Annotated in this window: 1 protein-coding gene; it reads right to left on the bottom strand. The window is 60.4% G+C overall.

All coding sequences use genetic code 11. The annotated features are described in order from the left end of the window. On the bottom strand, positions 1-599 hold a 599-nt coding region (locus tag EN879_RS37845; protein ID WP_164774940.1), incomplete at its 3' end, for a folate-binding protein YgfZ. Between the last annotated feature and the right edge of the window lie 123 nt (positions 600-722).

Raw genomic sequence — 722 nt, 5'->3', positions numbered from 1 at the left:
GCCGTGCCGCGATGCTGCATGCGCGAGACGACCTCCTGGCCGACATAGCAGCCCTTCTTGAAGCCGATGCCGCCGGTTTCGTCCAGCAGCACATCGTGGGGGAAGGCGTCTCCGAGTTGGTAGTCGCTGCCGCTTTCGGCAATGCCGCCGACAATGCGGAAGGCTTGCCACGCGGCAAGATCGCCGGGCTCATCCGTTTCGCCATAGGAACGCGTGACGGCACCCTTCGGAAAGCGTGTGTCGGCGGCCGCCGTTGAATCAGATTGTGAGGGTGTTGATTCATGTCCCCACGCGACGGTGACAAACGCCTGATCGGATTTGGTAATCTCGACCTTGGCGCGCAGTTTGTAGAGCGTCAGCCGGCGTACGAAATCGTCCGATATGTCGGCACGGCATTCGAGCCGGAATGCATTCTCGCCGGTGCGGGAGATCAGGAAATCGAACAGGATCTTGCCTTGCGGCGTCAGCAGCGCACCGGGTTTGGCTTCGCCGGGAGCCAGGATGTCGAGATCGGTGGTCAGGATGTTCTGCAAAAAATGCTCGGCATCCGGACCTGATACGGAAATGAGGGCGCGGTCTTTGAGCTGGGCACAGGGCATGGGCGGAAAAGCAACCTGATCTTGCAAAATGGTCGGCCTTTACGTAAGCCGCTGGCACTCCCCCCGCAAGAGAGCATGGCCATGATCTACGACCTCATCCTGACAGGCGGCACAGTGGTCAAC

The sequence above is a fragment of the Mesorhizobium sp. M7A.F.Ca.AU.002.02.1.1 genome (genome assembly GCF_003998535.1).
GTDB classification, from domain to species: Bacteria; Pseudomonadota; Alphaproteobacteria; order Rhizobiales; family Rhizobiaceae; genus Mesorhizobium; species Mesorhizobium ciceri.
The sequence above is the reverse complement of the archived record's forward strand: the minus strand, read 5'-3'. Positions and strand labels throughout refer to the sequence as shown.